General features: G+C 34.0%; 17 protein-coding genes. 13 read left to right on the plus strand and 4 right to left on the minus strand.

Annotated elements, in window-relative coordinates; translation table 11 throughout:
- Positions 1-11 precede the first annotated feature (11 nt).
- The 12 genes from BVG17_RS06465 to BVG17_RS06520 all read left to right on the plus strand — a co-directional run bounded on the left by BVG17_RS06465 (position 12) and on the right by BVG17_RS06520 (position 9,916).
- Entirely contained in the window at positions 12-1,205 is a 1,194-nt protein-coding gene (locus BVG17_RS06465) for a hypothetical protein (RefSeq protein WP_143688868.1), read from the plus strand.
- Complete coding sequence (locus BVG17_RS06470) at positions 1,205-1,399, plus strand: hypothetical protein (protein ID WP_143688746.1); 195 nt, start codon at positions 1,205-1,207, stop codon at positions 1,397-1,399. The genes BVG17_RS06465 and BVG17_RS06470 overlap by 1 nt, the downstream gene beginning before the upstream one ends.
- Entirely contained in the window at positions 1,396-2,805 is a 1,410-nt protein-coding gene (locus BVG17_RS06475; protein WP_143688869.1) for a hypothetical protein, read from the plus strand. The genes BVG17_RS06470 and BVG17_RS06475 overlap by 4 nt, the downstream gene beginning before the upstream one ends.
- 326 nt (positions 2,806-3,131) lie before the next feature.
- The gene (locus tag BVG17_RS06480) at positions 3,132-4,313 is read left to right on the plus strand and encodes a phage tail sheath subtilisin-like domain-containing protein (protein ID WP_143688870.1); all 1,182 of its coding nucleotides are present in this window, start codon (positions 3,132-3,134) and stop codon (positions 4,311-4,313) included.
- A gap of 15 nt (positions 4,314-4,328) precedes the next feature.
- Entirely contained in the window at positions 4,329-4,835 is a 507-nt protein-coding gene (locus tag BVG17_RS06485; RefSeq protein ID WP_143688738.1) for a phage major tail tube protein, read from the plus strand.
- Positions 4,836-4,917: 82 nt separating this feature from the next.
- On the plus strand, positions 4,918-5,175 hold the full coding sequence (locus BVG17_RS06490; protein ID WP_143688737.1) for a phage tail assembly protein: 258 nt from the start codon (positions 4,918-4,920) through the stop codon (positions 5,173-5,175).
- A 109-nt stretch (positions 5,176-5,284) separates the two neighbouring features.
- A complete protein-coding gene (locus BVG17_RS06495) occupies positions 5,285-7,591 on the plus strand; it encodes a phage tail tape measure protein (RefSeq protein ID WP_143688736.1) in 2,307 nt (768 codons plus the stop codon).
- A gap of 1 nt (position 7,592) precedes the next feature.
- Positions 7,593-7,940, plus strand: coding sequence for a phage tail protein (locus BVG17_RS06500; protein WP_143688735.1), 348 nt, complete (start codon positions 7,593-7,595; stop codon positions 7,938-7,940).
- Positions 7,937-8,146, plus strand: a complete 210-nt coding sequence (locus BVG17_RS06505) for a tail protein X (protein WP_096676762.1) — start codon at positions 7,937-7,939, stop codon at positions 8,144-8,146. The genes BVG17_RS06500 and BVG17_RS06505 overlap by 4 nt, the downstream gene beginning before the upstream one ends.
- The gene (locus BVG17_RS06510; protein WP_143688871.1) at positions 8,147-9,097 is read left to right on the plus strand and encodes a contractile injection system protein, VgrG/Pvc8 family; all 951 of its coding nucleotides are present in this window, start codon (positions 8,147-8,149) and stop codon (positions 9,095-9,097) included. It begins immediately after the preceding gene.
- A 12-nt stretch (positions 9,098-9,109) separates the two neighbouring features.
- Positions 9,110-9,646, plus strand: a complete 537-nt coding sequence (locus BVG17_RS06515; RefSeq protein ID WP_143688872.1) for an ankyrin repeat domain-containing protein — start codon at positions 9,110-9,112, stop codon at positions 9,644-9,646.
- Positions 9,647-9,706: 60 nt separating this feature from the next.
- Positions 9,707-9,916, plus strand: coding sequence for a hypothetical protein (locus BVG17_RS06520; protein ID WP_143688873.1), 210 nt, complete (start codon positions 9,707-9,709; stop codon positions 9,914-9,916).
- On the opposite strand, the gene BVG17_RS06525 is transcribed toward BVG17_RS06520, so the two are convergent.
- The gene (locus tag BVG17_RS06525; protein ID WP_139686866.1) at positions 9,917-10,438 is read right to left on the minus strand and encodes a phospholipase D family nuclease; all 522 of its coding nucleotides are present in this window, start codon (positions 10,436-10,438) and stop codon (positions 9,917-9,919) included.
- Between BVG17_RS06525 and BVG17_RS06530 the strand changes: the two genes are divergently transcribed.
- The gene (locus BVG17_RS06530) at positions 10,437-11,345 is read left to right on the plus strand and encodes a patatin-like phospholipase family protein (protein ID WP_143688874.1); all 909 of its coding nucleotides are present in this window, start codon (positions 10,437-10,439) and stop codon (positions 11,343-11,345) included. The genes BVG17_RS06525 and BVG17_RS06530 overlap by 2 nt on opposite strands.
- A gap of 422 nt (positions 11,346-11,767) precedes the next feature.
- Here the strand turns inward: BVG17_RS06530 and BVG17_RS06535 are convergent, their stop codons facing one another.
- From BVG17_RS06535 to BVG17_RS06545, 3 genes are all read right to left on the minus strand, one after another.
- Positions 11,768-12,667, minus strand: a complete 900-nt coding sequence (locus BVG17_RS06535) for a DMT family transporter (RefSeq protein WP_143688875.1) — start codon at positions 12,665-12,667, stop codon at positions 11,768-11,770.
- Positions 12,668-13,149: 482 nt separating this feature from the next.
- Entirely contained in the window at positions 13,150-14,112 is a 963-nt protein-coding gene (wmk, locus tag BVG17_RS06540) for a WO male-killing family protein Wmk (protein ID WP_143688876.1), read from the minus strand.
- A gap of 63 nt (positions 14,113-14,175) precedes the next feature.
- Positions 14,176-15,432, minus strand: a complete 1,257-nt coding sequence (locus BVG17_RS06545; RefSeq protein WP_143688877.1) for a hypothetical protein — start codon at positions 15,430-15,432, stop codon at positions 14,176-14,178.
- Positions 15,433-15,522 lie beyond the last annotated feature (90 nt).

A 15,522-nucleotide genomic window follows, 5' to 3' on the forward strand; every position in this document is an offset into this window, starting at 1 on the left:
GAAAGAAAAACATGATCGCAACATTTATTGCTGATAACAGAGGAAAAATAAAAGGAAGATTTACTGTACCAAGAAACATTCCTGCTGGAACTAAGTTAGTGCAGTTCTTCGGTGATAAAGGCAGTTATGGAGAAGCAACTTATACTGGTAAAAAAACAATTACCATAGAGGAAAGAAGAAGAGTTATCGCGGCAAGAAGAGTTGATCCTTTAGCGCAAACATTTACTCTAAATGAAAGTAGGCACATAGGAGGCGTGGAACTATGGTTTGTAAATAAAGGCAAAAAACGTGTTGTTGTGCAGATTAGAGAAACAGCAGTGGGAATGCCCTCGCAGACTGTCATTGCTGAAAGCTATATTGAGCCAAAAGATATAAAGATAGATGGCACAGCAACACGTATAGAGTGGTCACCAGTGTTTTGCCATGCAGGGCAAGAGTATGCAATAGTACTACTTACTGATGATTCAGTTACTGCAGTAAAAATAGCAGAACTTGGCAAATATGATGCAGTAAATAGCCGTTGGGTAACAAGTCAGCCATATCAAGTAGGAGTATTACTATCATCAAGCAATGCAAGTACCTGGACTCCACATCAAAATTTAGATTTAACGTTTCGATTACTAGCTGCAAAATTTAGCGAACTTTTTCACCTTTTTAATCTTGGCAAAGTCAATGCGAATAACGTATCAGATTTAATAGTTTTAACAAATGTTGAAAAAGTAGCATTTGATACCAATGTAGAATTTATTTTAACAGACGAAGAGGGAAGAGAAAACTTTCTGTCTGATAATTTGCCACTTGCATTGCGTGAAAGATTATCTGGAGAGCTAACGGTAAAAGCAAGCCTAAAGGGAGGGCGAGAAAAAAGTCCAGTGCTATATTCTGGGTTACAGCTAGTTATGGGTAATCTTTCAGAGTCTGGAGATTATGTAACGAGAAGCATTACAGCAGGGGCTAACACTAAGATTACCATAACATATGATGCGCTGATACCTGGCACTGCAGACATAAAAGCATATGTGCAAAAAAACGTGGATTGGCAGTTAGTGAATTTAACATCAGGAAAACCAATAGGGGAAAACTGGGTAGAGAGAACTCATGTGCTGACAAACTTTAATGGCAATGAGACAAGGATAAAATTAGTTTTAAGTGGAACAGTTGTTTATCGCCCTAAGGTAAAAAATCTCAGAGTGATTGTCACATAATGACTGTTGACCAAACCAAACGAGGATATCCACTGCCTCATCCAGAAAATATTGCAGTTCAAGATGTAGTACGTATTCGAAGAGCTATAGAGAAAATAGATGAGGATATAAGTAAGGGAGAAAATAAACATAATCAACTTAAAAGTAATTTTGAACGATTTAGCTTTGAAACTTTTTTGAATTTTTGGGAATGAAAGAAGCAATATACCAAAGGATAAAGGATTTAGCAGCAAGTAGCACACCTGATCAACTCGCATATCTTGCAAAATCGCTGGAATTGATAGCAGATAAAAAAGCTATTTCTAATATTGTGCAAATGGCTAAAATAAAAGAAATAATTGACGCACTACAGAGAAGGCTTAAAGATTTAGCAGCAAATAGTACACCAGATCAATTAGCATATCTTGCTAAAGCATTGGAATCAATAGTCGACAAAAGTGCGGTTTCTGAAATTGTGCAAATGACTGATGGTAAGCTAAAAGAACTGCTTGATAGTGCAAAAAAACACCTAAATGATATAAACAGCAATAAAACAAACTCAATATCAGCAATAACTGCAGTAAAAACAGAGTCTGTTAATGAAATCAACAAGCTTAGGGATAATTCCTTAAATACTTTAAAAGCATCATCAGATTCACATATATCACTACTTGATACAAGAAAGAATGCCAATATTGCAGCAATAAACAGTGTTGGCAATGATCATAAAGATGGTCTTAAAGGTTTAGTGAATAACTTCCGTACTGTTAATGATGTACCAAGTGGCTCATCAATCATGAAAGAAGTAAGAAATCGTCATATGATTGAACCTGGAGCATTACCTTTTTTATTTGGTGTACTAAGTAGAAAAAATAATTACTTTGGCCACGGAACTTTTACAACTGAGCTTGGTCAGTGGAGTAGTGATGTAACAAAAACAGACTATATGCTACAACTACTAGCAGGTACTCACACATATGATACAAGCTATGTTAGTTTTTATCGGCCAAGACAACTCAGTTTTTTAGAGGGAAGCAAAGGTACATTTATCTATGGAGAATCATACCCAAGATTTATGTATGATGGATTTTCTGAGCAATTCAATATGCTGAAATACCCTTATGCTGCACTGGGAGTAATATTCGTAAAAAACACAAGCAATGTAGATATAAGTAAAACTCTAAACTTTGTTGGATCTGCAATGTGGTATAAAGATGAAGTTAATTATGGAGGAGCAGGATTATTTATAGGTACACCTGATAAAACTAATACAAGGAAGTCAGAGATTTCGAGAATTACTTGGACACGTATTTACCAGCATGAAATTAACAGTCCTGAATTTATTGCATCAGGTAACATAATCATTCCAGCAGGAAAAACTGTTACAGTGTTACTTTATACGTCATCCAATCTTCACTCAGGAGGTGAAAGAGTTGGTGAGACACCTGAGTTCTTTGCAAGTGAGCATACGTATAGCACAATCTATGGTCAATTTATCCAGTGGGGAATATACAACTTTCGCAGTAATTTTTTAACCACAGGACTTGAGATCGATGTAGAGAGAACACTAAGAGCGTGGCAGTGTCCTGGGTTAAATGCAACATATAAACTTTGGCAGTAAAAGAGGAAGAAAATACGCTTACAAATAAGTTGAAACCACAATACTTGAAAACAAGCTAGAGAGGATTTTTATTGGTAATCGTTTAACAGAAGGGGGAGAAATTGCCAAGAGGAGTAAAGAAGATATTGAGTTGGAGTTATTGCAAAATGAGAAATTTTCTACACTTTCTAGTTTTTGTCTTTATTTTAATAAATATACTAAATCTTAAAAAGTAGTAATCAGAAGATTTGGAACAAGAAGAAAGTTAGGGAAATCAAAGAGTTACAGAGTTTTTAACAATTTTAAAGAGCAAGTTTTAGCAAACTTATAACGCATAAATCAACTATATGACAGAACAATTTTTACACGGAGTAAATGTCATTGAGGTAACCTCGGGGTCAAGAGCAGTACGTACAGCTAAATCATCAGTGATAGGTGTAATTGGTACTGCTCCTGAAGCAGATGGGCAAAAATTTCCACTGAATAAGCCAGTACTGATAGCAGGAAGCTTAAAAGAGGCTGCTAAGCTTGGTAAAACAGGTACCCTTCCACAAGCAGTAAGCTCTATCTTTACACAAATTGGTGCAACAGTAGTAGTTATTCGAGTTAAAGAAAGTGAAAACAGCGATCAAAAATTAAAAGAAGAAGAGACGCTGAAAAATATAATTGGCGGTGTTGATGAAGAAATCGGAGAATATCAGGGAATTGAGGCATTCCTCAGCAGTGAAAGCATAGTTCATGTTGCGCCAAGAATACTAATTGCACCTCAATTTACTCACCAACTACCAGAAGATGGCAAAAATCCAGTGGTTGGCGCTTTAATTTCTATAGCAGAAAAGCTGAGAAGCATAATAGTAGCAGATGGACCAAATACTAATGATGAAGAAGCAATAAAATGGAGAAAAAGTGTAGGCAGCTCAAGAGTTTACGTAGTTGACCCTTGGGTTAAGGTATTTATTGAAGGAAAAGAAGGAACCTTGCCAGCAAGCCCATTTGTAGCTGGTTTAATAGCAAAAGTAGATAGCGAACAAGGATTTTGGCATTCACCTTCAAACAAAGAGATAAATGGTATTGTTGGAACAAGCAGGCCTATTGATTTTACGCTCGGTAATACAAATTGCAGAGCAAACCACTTAAATGAAAATGAAGTAACAACGATAATTCATCAAAACGGCTATAGGCTTTGGGGAAATAGAACATGTTCAAACGATTCGAAATGGGCTTTTCTATCAGTAAGGCGCACTGCAGATTTAATCAATGATAGTTTACTTCGAGCTCATTTATGGGCAGTTGATCGCAATATTACCAAAACCTATATAGATGATGTGATTGAGGGGGTAAATTCTTATTTGGCCAATTTAAAAGTACAAGGAGCGATTATTAGCGGAAAATGTTACGCAACTCCAGAGCTCAATACACCGGCAAACATTGCAAGCGGGAAAGTGTATTTTGACTTCGAGTTTACACCACCATATCCGGCAGAACAGATTACTTTCAGGTCACATCTTGTGAGTGGTACAATATTATAAAAATGGGAGAAAGAGATGTTACCGAAGATTTTAAAGAATTTTAATGTATTCGTAGATGGTCGGGGTTATGCAGGAAAAATAGATGAAATAACCTTACCGAAGCTTACCATAAAAACTGAAGAATATAGAGCTGGTGGTATGGATATTCCAATAAATATTGACATGGGCATGGAAAAGCTTGAAGCAGATTTTACTTTTGCAGAATATGATTCAGAACTTTTTAGACTTTTTGGTTTGATAGATGGAAATTCAGTAGCTTTGACGCTAAGGGGCGGATTACAAGGCAGTGGCAGCAATGAGGTTGAAGGAGTAATTATCAACCTTAGAGGCATATTCAAAGAATTTGACTTTGGTAGCTGGAAACCTGCTGAAAAAGCCACTCTCAAATGCACTGTCGCTGCTCATTACTATAAACTTACTATAGGTGGTAATGAGTTAATAGAAATCGATGCTGAAAATATGATTAGAAAGATAAATGGTGTTGATCAGATGGCACTACTTCAAACGGTGCTTGGAATATGAAGATTTTTAGAATTCTATTTTTTAGATGTTGATCAAATAGTTACAACATTTTACAAGATTTTATTTTTTATAGGAAAATTTTATGCAAACTATAACACTAAACAACCCAATAACAGTTGATGGTATTTCTGTCTCAGAACTTACCGTTAGACGTCCAAAAGTTAGAGATTATCTAGCTATTGAGAGACTTAATGGTAGTGATCTAAGTAAGGAAGTAACTTTGACTGCCAATTTGACATCAGTTGCAAAAGAAGCGATTGAAGAGTTAGATATTGCTGATTATGTGAAAGTGCAAGAGGTATTAAAGGATTTTTTTTCACCAATTATCCAAAAAACTTGAGATTAGAAATACTAGTGCTTGGCTCTATCATAGGTGGTGGAGTTGAGCACATTCTTGATATGGAGATTAGTGAGTTTATTTTATGGAGCAAATTAGCTAGGGAGTTCAAATGTCAGTATTATCGATAAAAATAGGTGCGGTACTTGATGGCAGTTTTAATACTGTAATAAAGGGAAGCAGTAGTCAACTTACTCGTCTTGGTGAGAATATAAGAAAGCTTGACTCATCTTTAAAATCAGTATCAAAGTTTAAGCAGTTAGGTCATGATGTTTTGACTAGCAAGAGGTCATGGAAAGGCTTTGAAGATCAGGTAAAATCTTTAGCTAAACAAATGAAAGCGATAGAGAAACCAAGCAAAACTTTAAAAGCAGAATTTGACAAGGCTAAAACCTCCGCAATAAAAGCAAAAGAAGCATATTTGAAAAAGAGAGATGCTTTGCATTCATTTAATGAAGAAGTAAGGAAAAGTGGCAGAAATATTAAGTCATTAGTAAGTGACCAATATAAACTTGGTTCATCTGTTGAAGCGCTAAAAGGTAAGTATGGTAAACTTGGGTCTGCAATACGTAGTCACCAAAGTTTTTTAGCAACCAAAGCACATTTTAAGTCACAAATTATAGAGACTATTGGGCTAGGGCTAACGCTTGCAGCGCCAATTAAAGTTGCTGTTGATTTTGAATCGGCTATGGCTGATGTTGCAAAAGTAGTTGAGTTTAACAAAGAAACAAAGGAAGCTGATAAATTTGTTAAGAAGTTAAAAGAGATGTCACGTACTGTACCATTATTTGCTGCAGAATTAGCACAAATAGCTGCAAGCGGTGGTCAACTTGGTATCAAAAAAGAAGATCTTTTCAAATTTACAGAAACGGTGGCAAAAATGTCTACAGCATTTGATATGTCTGCAGAGCAAGCAGGTGATTCCATAGCTAAACTCTCTAACGTTTATGGAATTGATGTTAGTGAAATGGAGCATGTTGGTAATGTAATCAACCACTTATCAGATAACACTGCTGCTAAAGCAAAAGATATGGTTGAAGCTCTAGCAATAGTTGGTGGTACTGCAAAGCAGTTTGGATTAAAGTTTGAACAAACCAGCAGCTTAGTAAATGCTTTTATTAGTTTAGGTAAACAACCAGCAAAAGCTGCAACTGCTATAAATGCACTGCTTAGCAAACTTCAAACTGCTGAAGGTCAAGGAAAAGAATTCAAAGCAGCACTAGAAGAAATGGGCATAACCGCGGAAGAAATGGTACAAAGGATCAGTGAAAGCGGAGAAGAAACACTACTTCACTTTTTTCAAACTCTAAAGAAAATGGATAATCAGGAACGTTCTACAATCCTTATGAAACTTTTCGGTCAGGAATATCAAGATGATATTGCATTATTAGCTGGAAGTTTTAATAAGTATGAGGATGCAATAAAGTTATTGGCTAATACAGAAAAGTACGGAAGCTCTCTGCAAAAAGAATTCAAAAATCGTGCAGACACTACAGCCAATAAATTAAGACTCCTTCGAAATGCAATAGCTGAAGTTGGTATGAACCTGGGCTCGGTGATGCTGCCTACTTTAAAATTTATAGCTGAATTTTTACAAGAAAAAACTAGATATATAGCAGAGTTTGCAGAAAAATATCCAACCTTAACTACAGCAATCATGGGAACTATAGCAGCTTTAATAAGTTTAAAAATTGTAGCAGTAGGACTAGGATACGGATTTACATTGCTAGGAAGTACGATTTTTAGTCTGAAAGCAAACCTACTTGGAGTATTTTCATTTTTATCAGCTACAGTTTTTCCTGCAGTAGTAACAGGACTAAGAGCAATAACACTCGCTATAATGAGTAACCCGATTGGATTTTTAATAGCAAGTCTTGTTACTGGTGCAGCTCTTGTTGTGACTAACTGGCAAAAGGTGAAAGACTTTTTTTCTAGCTTTTTGGAATACATAAAATCACTCATTAAACCTATAGGAGAAGCCTTTTCATGGATAGAAAATACAGTTAGTAGCATATTTGCTAAAAATAGTCCACTGAAAGAATTTGAAAAAAGAAAAAGTATTGTTACTGAAATAAAAGCAGTACATAGTCCCCTAAAGAGTAATATTCTCAACAGTGGAAATCCTTTGCTAGGTAACAGTATAATTAAAGAATTTTCCAATAGAAATCAGAATAGCTTCAGAATCAAAAGCCTTATTGAGGAGAAAAAGTTTACAGAGAGTGATAATGATAAGATATTTGCAAAGAGTAAATTTGAAAATAAAGAACAAAATAAAACTCAGAACATCACTAATAATTATACTATCAGCATTAAAGCAGAGCCAAATCAAGATGTTCATAGTCTTGCAGATGAAGTAATAAAAAGGATAAGAGAAAAGTCACGTGATGTTTTATTTGATACCATAGACTCCGTTTATTAAAATGTTGTCTCTTGGCCCTTATAAATTTGCTCCAACAAGTTTAAAGTATAATAGAGAAAATCGTTGGAGTACAATTGAGTGTATTGAAAATATACCACTATTACAAAATATCGGTCAAGGTACAGAAAATATAGATTTAGAAGGAACGATTTATCTACATAATCTCAACGGGCTAAATCAATTAAAGAATATGAAAGAAGCTGAAAACCCACATGTTTTAGTAGATAGTTTAGGTAATATTTTAGGACAATTCGTAATTACCAAGTTAGAAGAAAAGCAGATGTATTTTTTACCTAATGGACTACCAAGAAAAGTTGAATTTAGTTTGAGTTTGAAGAGCTATAGATGACTATATATTATTTAGCCAAAGAAGGAGAAATGCTAGATCTGATTTGCTGGAAACATTACGGATTTACGGATGGAGTAGTGGAATTAGTACTAGCAGAGAACTTAGGTTTGGCAGAATACGGAAGCTTTTTACCGGCAGGATTAAAGATAAAGCTCCCTACTATTCAAAAAACAATACAAAAGTCAAAATTGAAGATCTGGGAATAAATGCAGCCAGATTTTATAATAGATAAATGTGAATCAATTAAAGATAGAGTTATATCATTACGCCTTACCGATGAATCTGGGACAATAGACGATGTAGTTGAAGTGTGTGTTGATTACAGAGATGAAAACTTAAATATCCCAGATGAATTGGATATTTCTTTAGGGTATAGGGAAATCGGAGTGACGCCCATGGGTATATATACAGTTAATGAAATTACGGTACAGAGTCCACCTAAAACCTTACTAATAAAGGCTCATGCAACAAATTTAAGACTATCATTAAAGGAGAAAGTATCTAAAGAATGGCATCAAATTACTCTAGGTAACTTGGTTAAGGAAATAGCAGAAAAGCACGGATATGGATGCAAAGTTGCAGAAGAATTTGAAAATGTGTTGATTCCACATATTAACCAAACAGAAGAAAGTGATATAAGTTTATTAACAAAAATAGCAATAGAACGTGAGGCAATGGCAAAGTTAGCTGGCGGATACATACTTTTTATTCCAAAAGGCAGAGCAAAGTCGGCAACTGGAAAAGCTTTAGGAACAACAGCTATTAGACCTCAAGACACGATAAATTGGAAAGTGCATTTTACTGTGAGTAGGTACAACTCAGTGGTTGCAAAATGGCATAGCTATGAAAGAGGTGAAACTATGTCAGAAACAGTTGGCTTTGGTAGCCCAAGTTATACTATACAAACGCTTTACTCTAATGTAGAATCAGCACTAAGTGCAGCAAATGCTAAGTTAAAACAATTAAAGCGAAATAATGCAGTATTGGATGTTACTATGCCTGGTAATCCAGAACTATTTGCAGAGGCAAAACTCAGTTTATTAGGGTTTCATCAAGATATAGACGGTGAATGGATAATTGACAGAGCGGAACATGTGTTAAATAGTTCAGGTTATCGCACTGTGTTGTCAGCATCAACGTTAAAGGAAAATCAGTAAAACAAATGTTTAATGTTGAAAAAAGTATTGAATATGAATAGAGACTCAAGAAATAAGCTACATTTTTGGTGGTGTATAACAATGATAATATGTGTTGTTATTACCTATTGCTATATGAAAACAAAAGCTACAGATAATTATAAAACAATGTTGCAAGTTGCTTCTAAGAGCTGCAGCCTAGAAGTAGTGAAATTTTCAGCAAATAATCTATTAGATATTAATACACAGATTCCCGAATTAACAGCATTACATTATGCATCAGGTGCAGGATGTTTTGAAGTTGTTAAATTTCTAATAGAGGAAGGAGCTGATATAAACACAGCAAAATATGAAAAATGGACAGCATTACATGCAGCTTCATACAAAGGTAACCTAGAGATAATTAAACTTTTGTTAGAAAAAGGCGCAAACCCTAACATTAGAGACACAGGTGGGAAAAACCCAAGAGATGTAGCTGTACTAAGATCACGGCATAATAAAGATAAACCGTACGATGAAATTATACACTTGCTCTATAATGCTGAAAAGAAACACGAGTCTGAGCGGTAATATTTCGTAACTGGAAACAAGAAGTAGTTGAAAATTTTTTATTACACAATTAGGAGAAACATGCAAAATCAAAAAATCCCAATTACGGTAATTGTTACCATATTAATCCAAACCGTAGCATTGATATGGTGGTTATCCAAGCTAGACTCAAGGGTACAATTTCACGATAAACTTATTGAATATGGTTTAATGGAAAAGGTACTCGTACTTGAGGAAAGGGTAAAAAATCTTTCTGAGGAATTGGATGAGCTTAAAGCTGATTTTAAGTAATTATTCTTCTACTTTTGGTGTATAAGGATCAGATTGAGATTTACGATCCTTCCAGTTTTCGATGTATTGCTCAACTAGTGGAGGATCTCCTGTTATGATCAATAGGTTTTCAGCATTTCTTTGCTGAGCGGCATCTGAAAAGTTAAATGATCCGGTTATGATTTTTTGCTCATCAATAATCATAATTTTGCTGTGTGAAATTGCAGGTTTATAGTCTATGTATATCGGTATTTTTTGCCTAAATAATTCATTGATGACGCTGTATTTTGAGCTGACCTGTGATTCATCTAGGATAACCCTAATATCAATACCACGTTTTTTTGCTCTAATTAAAGATTGTGCAATAGGCTTTGAAGTAAATTGATATGCCTGAATTAATATAGATTTTTGAGCTTGATCTATAGCATTGGTTATTTGTTCGGCACAATTTTCCCTAGGTGTAAAACAGACTGTAGTTTTTGGACAGGTAACACAACCTGATAAAAGTGAGCAAGTTAACAGAATTAATAAATATCTAATCATGAAAAAATACATCCTTTCAGTTGACGGAGGAGGCATAAGGGGCATAATACCAGCCATTATTCTAGCAGAAATAGAAAAAAGAACAAGAAAGAGGGTAGCTGAAATCTTTGATCTTATGGCAGGGACCTCAACCGGTGGAATTGTTATAGCAGGATTATGTAAAAAAGATAAACCTCAATATTCTGCTAATGATTTAGTCGAGTTCTATCGGGAATATGGACCATATATTTTTAAGTCTTCATTTTTTAGGCGATCAATACTATCTTGGTTTAACTGCGCACAATATCCACATAAAAATATTGAATCTGTACTGGATAAATATTTTGGAGAGGATATTCTAAAAAACACTTTAAGTAATGTGTTGATTACGAGTTACGATATTCAGAATAATTGCCCATTTTTCTTCAAAAGCTGGAAAGAAGGTAATATTAAGCTGAAAGATGCACTCAGAGCTACAACTGCAGCACCTACTTACTTTGCACCTAAATATCTTAAAATCAACCAAAAGAAAATGGTACTAGTGGATGGAGGGGTGTTTGCAAATAATCCAGCGGCATGTGCATACGCAAGTGGTAAGAAATTGTTTCCAAATGATGAGATTATACTGTTATCGATAGGTACTGGAAGAACAGATAGAAGCATAGCCAATTCAAAGAGATTTGGAAAAATAGGCTGGATAAAACCTTTGTTAAATGTGATGTTTGCCTCTGGACTGGACTGCGTAAATTATCAGATGAATCAAGTAATAGGCAATAGATACGTAAGAATACAATCGCAATTGAAGCTAGCGTCGGCTGACATGGATAACATTACATCAAAAAATATCAAATCTCTTCAGCAAGAGGCAAATGCAATGATAGAGGACAATCAAAAAGTGATAGAGAAATTCTGTGATATTTTATCTTGATACGTAGGAATGCCAAAAAAATTCTGTAACAAGGGATATCTCTTCTCCAAAAAAATGTTTTAAGAAGCTAAGCCAAAAATACTACTTAAAAAAAATGATTTACTGATATTTGCCATACTCGTCAAGTTAAGAAGTGGCATAAAAAAAAAGAGAAACGGTAAAAATTATTTTAGATATTAAATGATAAAATTAGTAATTTATAGACTATTTAAAAAAAATTATCTCATTTCAGATCAAAACTTCTCAAAAAAAATAAATAAGATACCTACCTTAAATGGTTGCTATATTAGATGTATTCTTTTAACTTGACCAGTATGCTTTTTTGGACATTTCTGAAATATTCAAAAATTTCAAATTCAAGTTTATATGATAGCGATAGTTCAAAACTTTAAACGGATAATTAAAATTACCTTCTTATATCTTTATTTGTTACTACCCAAAAGTATTACACTATTTTTCTTAATTGCCTTACCTTCCGAATAAGCTATAAATAAGGTTGATGGTATTAATATCAAAGTACCATATAAAGCACTTTTATCAGGTAATTCATTAAATATAACGTATGCTACTATTGCAGAAATTATTAGCTCTATGTATCTATACGGTGCAAGTGCAGTAGCATCAGTAAGAGCAAAAGCTTTTAACATGAAGAACAGAATTAGGTTTGAACTTATTCCTAAAATCAGCAGTAATATTAATTCTGACAAGGAAGGCATATGCCAATAAAATAACAAAGATGGAGTGGAAAAAATTGTTGTTGTTAGAGCTGAGTAAAATAATATACTTATTATTGTCTCCTTCATTACAAGCTTCTTATTAAGTACATCTAGTGTAGCGAAGATTAATGCGGATACAATAAAAATAAGAATTTTAGGATTAAAGTCCTCGCTATAAGCTTTAGTAGTAATAGCAATACCAATAAAACCAATGACAGCTACTACCCATCTTTGCCAAATTATATTTTCTTCCAGCAAAGGAATTGCAAGAAGCATAACAAATAATGGTATTGAGAAACCTATAATTGTTGCAGTTACTATTGGGCAAATAGTCAACCCATAGGTCCATAAGGTCATTCCACAAAACAACAATGCACCTCTAGTTATTTGAATAGATATTCGGCTTGTTTTACAAACTCCTATTCCATAGTAAAATATAAAAGGTATAAGAGTAATAGTGCTAAATAAAAAACGGAAAAAGATTATCTCAAAACTTTGAAGGTGTAAACCGAGACACTTTGATATAGTATCATTAACTACACTACTAAGTAAACTGAGTATAAACCAGGTAACTCCAAGCAAATAAGCTCTTAGTCTGTGATCCATAAAACTCCAAATTTAATATTTTATGAGATAACTTTACTATAAAAAAGATCAATACTAGACAAGGTTTCCTCTATCTACTGTTTAACCATATTCATAAATATTTAGTAGAAATGATTTGAGAAGTATTATATAAAATGCAGCTTTATTGTATAATTTTAATAAACAGAAATGCTAACTGATTTTTTTGTAATATATGATAATACTTGCGAATACTATCACATTATCAGGAAAAGTAATCGGGAGTACTGACGGCTGTGCCAACTAGCTTCTCTGCTAGCATTAGCAATATGTGTTTTCAGCATCAATTTTAAAAGCATTAAATTTGAAGTTTATCAAACAACACAAATTAGCAGCAAAACTTTATGAAAATGCTTCAGTTGAGTCAGCTAAATAAGGGTTTAGAATAGATATATTAACTACTTTTACTTATATCTTAATATATTATTTATGAGTAAGTAAACTACTGCAGTTTTTAAACCAGGCTAAGTTTTGAAAGCATAATTTTCAAGCTCCTCAATAGATAAATCTGTTATTTTAGAAATGGCATCAATAGAAACATCCAGCATACGTAGATTATTCGCAACCTTTGTTGCCTCCGCTTTGTAAATCTTTTCTTTGTAAACTTGCTTTCTTTGCGATAAAAATTCTACCCATATATCCAGTTCATCTCGTGATTCTTGATTGTCAATCTTTTTAGAATCTCTCACCCAACTTAATAGCTCGTTTTCTGCTTTATAATTATCTTCTTCTTTCTTCATCAGATCTTCAGGATTAACTGATAACTTTTCTGCTATTTCCCATAATCTTTCACTTAAAATGGTAGCACTCCCTTGTTCATAGTGATGTATCTGTGAAGGTCCTATGTCTAGCTCTCTTGCTAAATCCTCTTGAGTATACCCTCTTATTATTCTCCATTTTTTTATCTCTTGTCCTTCGTTTGAATGCTCAGAGCCTTTTTTCTCCTTATTATCATATTCTTCAGTTGATAAGCCTGTTGCTCGATAGATAATATCATTATCAAACCCCACTTTTGCTAAGTTCTTGGCCATGCTTACCCTTGCAGCTTTTACATTATTTTCCTCTTCAGCTTGAATAAACCCAGTTAAATCGCGAATCAACTTGCATGACTCTTGTCCCTTTATTTTTGCTATCATCCATTCTTTGTTAAAAGAACAATTTTCTCTCAGTACTTTTTGTCTAGGAAATAAGCTACCAACATGAACTGATAATGCTTCCGCTATTACTTTTAATTTTTTAGTTGGAATGCCACATGCTCCTTGCTCATATCTTAGTAATGTATGATATTTTATGCCTGTTTTCTCTACTAGATCTTTTAGGGTATACTTTTGTTTTAGCCTCCAGCTTCTTATTTTTTGTGCTATTTTGTATCTTGCAGGGCTAATGTTCTTTGTATTATTGTTCACTATTTTTGCGGAAATAAACATATATACCCTGCTAGAAAATTTTTTGCTATAGCTTAACTTTATTGAGGAAAAGTTTCCGATTGTTTAAAGCTTTCGAGAGGTTTCTTTACTACCTCCACACACCCTATCAACCCATGATAATGCTTCATTATTACTAATCGCCTTTATTTCTTCTTTTACCTTTTCTTTACTCCACTTACCACTCCTAGGAAAACTTCCTTTTTCTACCGCTTCTGTGACCGTCATTCCTCCAAAAAAACACTCTTTTCCTATATTTTCCCTTCTCTTTTGTAGTTCAGACCACATTTCTTTATCTGCTACTCTGACCTCTACTTGACTGTCATTTTCCGCATTATGGTACACTACAATTTTTAGGCTACCAATACTTGTAGGAAATGTTATCTCAAAAGCACTATTATCAGACACATCAACGTAATTCCTCTCACCTTCTTTTCCACTTCTAACCTCAACCTTACTATTTCCTATTTCTATAACATCACCTCCTAATTTTACCTCTCCTATGGTTAATCCTAAATGTTTTGTACCTTCCAATACTCTTGCAACATCTACCTTACTATTTTCAGAAAATTTCATAAAAAATGTCTGATTGTCTATTTCCACATTTTCTATGATTCCTTCATTTTCAATAGCACTTTCACCAATTTCTCTCAGTTCTTTAAGCCACTCATCTATCTGTGGACGAATCTCTTGATACAGTTTGTTATGCATTTCAATTATTCCCTTATCCTGCAATAGATCGTAACTGAATATCGCTCCATTTAGCATCAATTCACATATTATGTCTTCCTTCTCATTTTCTTTGCATTTGATTGAAGCCATTTTCGATATTACTCCATTAGCAAAACTCTTCTGTCCTTCACTATACGCATTTATCCTAATTCCAGCACTTAGTGCTTGATCTATCACTTTGTTCAGTTCATCTACGCTTTTTACCTTTACTACTCTACTTTTAAACCACCTCAATTCTGCATTTTCACTTGCACTTAGCTCTATCTTGCTTAAGGTTGGAATAAACGGATTTTGACGATTTGAAGATTTTGTGTTATGAACCTCACGTCCTTCTCCAAGATTGATTGATTTTTCAGAAACATCGCTAGGGGAAGGCACACCTTCAGGCTTCTCAAACCTGCTTTTATCACCAAATATTTTTGGTTTATTATCGGTCTCGTCTACAAATATAGGCTGCTGATTTTTTTTGCCAGTACGACTTATACCTTCAATAGCACTATATAGTCCTTTTGGTAATTTTTTAGAATCAATGATTAACTCATAAGTATTTCCATCTGTATCATCAAATGATACTGTTTTTTTAGTAGTCATATAGCCTCCTATTAAGCATGTTATTCAAGTCTAAAGAGCAATTTATTGCTTTATAATTAACTTAATACGCAAATTATAAAAAGATCTTAT

The sequence above is a fragment of the Wolbachia endosymbiont of Laodelphax striatellus genome (assembly GCF_007115015.1).
Taxonomy (GTDB): Bacteria; Pseudomonadota; Alphaproteobacteria; order Rickettsiales; family Anaplasmataceae; genus Wolbachia.